This is a genomic window from Parvibaculum sp. (assembly GCF_035511255.1).
In the GTDB taxonomy this organism is placed as follows: Bacteria; Pseudomonadota; Alphaproteobacteria; order Parvibaculales; family Parvibaculaceae; genus Parvibaculum.
Map to the genome: position 1 here is coordinate 1 of NZ_DATKFR010000417.1, position 3,416 is coordinate 3,416.

The 3,416-nt window shown below is 66.2% G+C and carries 3 protein-coding genes; all 3 read left to right on the plus strand.

The window, feature by feature from the left end; translation table 11 throughout:
* The coding region (locus VMR03_RS15795; RefSeq protein WP_325406902.1) for an acyl-CoA carboxylase subunit beta at window positions 1-1,695 on the plus strand (1,695 nt) is incomplete at its 5' end.
* A 16-nt stretch (window positions 1,696-1,711) separates the two neighbouring features.
* The gene (locus VMR03_RS15800; RefSeq protein ID WP_325406903.1) at window positions 1,712-2,164 is read left to right on the plus strand and encodes a MarR family winged helix-turn-helix transcriptional regulator; all 453 of its coding nucleotides are present in this window, start codon (window positions 1,712-1,714) and stop codon (window positions 2,162-2,164) included.
* 76 nt (window positions 2,165-2,240) lie between these two features.
* The coding region (locus VMR03_RS15805; RefSeq protein WP_325406905.1) for an N-acyl-D-amino-acid deacylase family protein at window positions 2,241-3,416 on the plus strand (1,176 nt) is incomplete at its 3' end.

The following is a 3,416-nucleotide window of genomic DNA, read 5'->3' on the forward strand; positions in this document are numbered from 1 at the left end:
TCGGCGAGCGGCATCGTGCGCCTCGTCGCGGCGGCGCCGGGCGAAGTTCTCTTTGACGGGCAGCCGATCCTCTTCGTCGAGCCGGGCGATGTCGGCGCGGCGGTGGCGAGCGAAGAGGAAGCGTTCGATCTCGACCGCATCCGTCCCGATCTCGCTTCGGTGCGGGAACGGCATTTCATCGGCCTCGACGAGGGGCGACCGGACGCGGTGGCGCGGCGGCGCAAGACCAATCAGAGGACCGCGCGCGAGAACATCGCCGATCTCTGCGATCCGGACAGCTTCATCGAATATGGTTCGCTGGCGCTTGCCGCGCAGCGCCGCCGGCGTCCGATGGACGAGCTCATCAAGATGAGCCCCGCCGACGGCATGATCGCCGGCATCGGCGCGGTCAATGGCGCGCTGTTCGACGAGGACAAGGCGCGCTGCATGGTCCTCTCCTACGACTACACGGTCTTCGCGGGCACGCAGGGCGCGATGAACCACAAGAAGAAGGACCGGATGTTCCACCTCGCCGAACAGTGGAAGACGCCGGTCGTCTTCTTCACCGAAGGTGGCGGCGGGCGGCCGGGCGACACGGATGCGATGGGCGTCGCCGGTCTCGACACGCCGAGTTTCCTGTCCTATGCGCGGCTCTCGGGTCTCGTGCCGCGTGTCGGCATCAATTCCGGCCGCTGCTTTGCCGGCAATGCGGCGATCCTCGGCACGTCGGACGTCATCATCGCGACGAAGAACTCCAATATCGGCATGGGCGGTCCGGCGATGATCGAGGGCGGCGGGCTCGGCGTCTTCCAGCCGGACGAAGTCGGGCCGGTCAGCGTGCAGGCTCCGAACGGCGTCATCGACGTTCTGGTCGAGGACGAGGCGGAAGCGGTCGCGGCGGCGAAGAAATATCTCTCCTATTTCCAGGGGCAGGTCGCGCAATGGGATTGCGCCGACCAGCGCGTGCTCCGGCATCTCATCCCGGAGAACCGGCTGCGCATCTACGATATCCGCGCTGTGATCGAAGCCTTGTGCGACAAGGGTTCGGTCCTCGAACTCCGTCGCGATTTCGCGCATGGCATGGTGACGGCGCTGATCCGCATCGAAGGTCGTCCCATGGGCCTCATCGCCAACAATCCGACGCATCTCGCCGGCGCGATCGATGGCGACGGCGCCGACAAGGCCGCGCGCTTCATGCAGCTCTGCGACGCCTTCGGCCTGCCGATCCTGTCGCTCTGCGATACGCCGGGTTTCATGGTCGGCCCCGAGGCGGAAAAGACCGCGCTCGTGCGCCGCGTCAGCCGCATGTTCGTGACGGCGGGCAGCCTCAGCGTGCCGATCTTCGCGGTTGTGCTGCGCAAGGGCTACGGCCTCGGCGCGCAGGCGATGGCGGGCGGCAGTTTCCACGCGCCCTTCTTCATCGTCTCCTGGCCGACCGGCGAATTCGGCGGCATGGGCCTCGAAGGCGCCGTGCGTCTCGGCTATCGCAAGGAGATGGAGGCGATCAAGGACCCGGTCGAACAGAAGGAATTCTTCGACAAGATGGTCGCGCGCTCCTATGAACACGGCAAGGCGGTCAACATGGCCTCGTTCCTCGAAATAGACGAGGTGATCGATCCGCTCGATACGCGGCGCTGGATCAAGCGCGGCCTTGCCTCGCTGCCGAAGCTTGGGCCGGCCGAAGGCAGGCGCCGCTCCTTCGTCGATACCTGGTGAGGGCCACACGAGACCCATGAGCAAGTCCGATCCACAATCGCTGAGCGTCCGCGCGATCATCGCCCTCTACCGCGAATTCGAGCGCGTGATGCGCGAAGGCGACATCAGCCTCGCGCAGTATCGCACCATGCTCTACCTCAAGGGTGGCGCGAAGCGGGCGGGCGCCATCGCGGCGGCAGGCGCAGTGAAAAAGCCGACCGTCTCGGCGATGCTCAACAATCTGCGCGAAAAGGGCTGGATCACCGACGAGGCCGATCCGGTCGACGGCCGTGCCATCGCGGTCGCATTGACGCCGGCGGGGCTCGTTCGCATCGAGGCGCTTGAAAAGTCGCTCTCCGACCATCTGGCTGAGATCGTCCCCGAGCCCGATCTCTCGGCGCTGCGCGGCGCGCTTGCCAGCGCCTATATCGACCTTGCCGCCACACAGGACGAACGGCTGAAGGACATCGAGAAGCAGTTCCTCGGCTAAACCTCGCCTGCGACATATTGACAGGGCAACCTCCATATAGTTAGATCAATAAAACTAACTATATGGAGGAGCCGCCATGACCCATCGCTACGACCTCGTGATCCGGGGCGGCATGCTCGCCGACGGGACGGGTGCGCCGCTCCGCGAGGCCGATATTGCTGTCGAGGACGGGCGCATCGCAGCGGTCGGCCGGATCGAAGGTTCGGGCCGCGAAGAGGTCGGGGCCAAGGGTCTCCTCGTCACGCCGGGCTTCGTCGACATCCATACGCATTACGACGGGCAGGCGACCTGGGACGACCGGCTTCAACCGTCGAGCTGGCATGGCGTCACCACGGCCATCATGGGCAATTGCGGCGTCGGCTTCGCGCCCGTGCGGCCGAAGGATCACGACCGGCTGATCGAGCTGATGGAAGGCGTCGAGGACATTCCGGGCGCGGCGCTCCATGAAGGGCTCGACTGGTTCTGGGAGAGTTTCCCCGACTATCTCGGCCGGCTCGGCGCCTGCCGTTACGACATCGACATTTGCGCCCAGCTTCCGCATGGGGCGCTCCGCGTCTTCGTGATGGGCGAGCGCGGCGCGAAGCTTGAAGCCGCGACGGATAAGGATATCGCGGAGATGCGGCGCCTCACCGGCGAGGCGATGCGCGCGGGCGCCATCGGATTCTCGACCTCGCGCACGCTCAATCACCGCACCGCGAAGGGCGATCCGACGCCGTCGCTGCGCGCGACCGAAGCCGAACTCACCGGCATCGCCCTCGGCCTCAGGGATGCGGGCTCCGGCGTCTTCGAGATGATCTCGGATTTCGAGGATCAGGCGGCGGAATTCGCGATGATCCGCAAGCTGGTCGAAATTTCGGGTCGCCCGCTCTCGCTGTCGCTCGGGCAGAGCCATCGCGATCCCGAAGGCTGGCGGCGTCTGCTCGGCCGCATCGGCGAAGCGGCGCGGGACGGTCTCGAAATCCGCGCCCAGGTCGCGCCGCGCCCCATCGGCACGCTTTACGGGCTTCAGTCGAGCGCCAATCCCTTCTCGACGCATCCGTCCTTCCGCGCCATCGCCGACAAAACCCTGACGGAGAAAGTCGCGGCGTTCCGCGATCCGGACTTCCGCGCGCGGCTTCTTGCCGAAACGCCGGCAGGCAATCCGGCGACCGTCAAAAGGCTTACGGATTTCTCGCGCATCTTTCCGCTCGGCGATCGGCCGGATTACGAACCCGCGCGCGAGCGTTCCGTCGCCGCTATGGCGGCGCAGCAG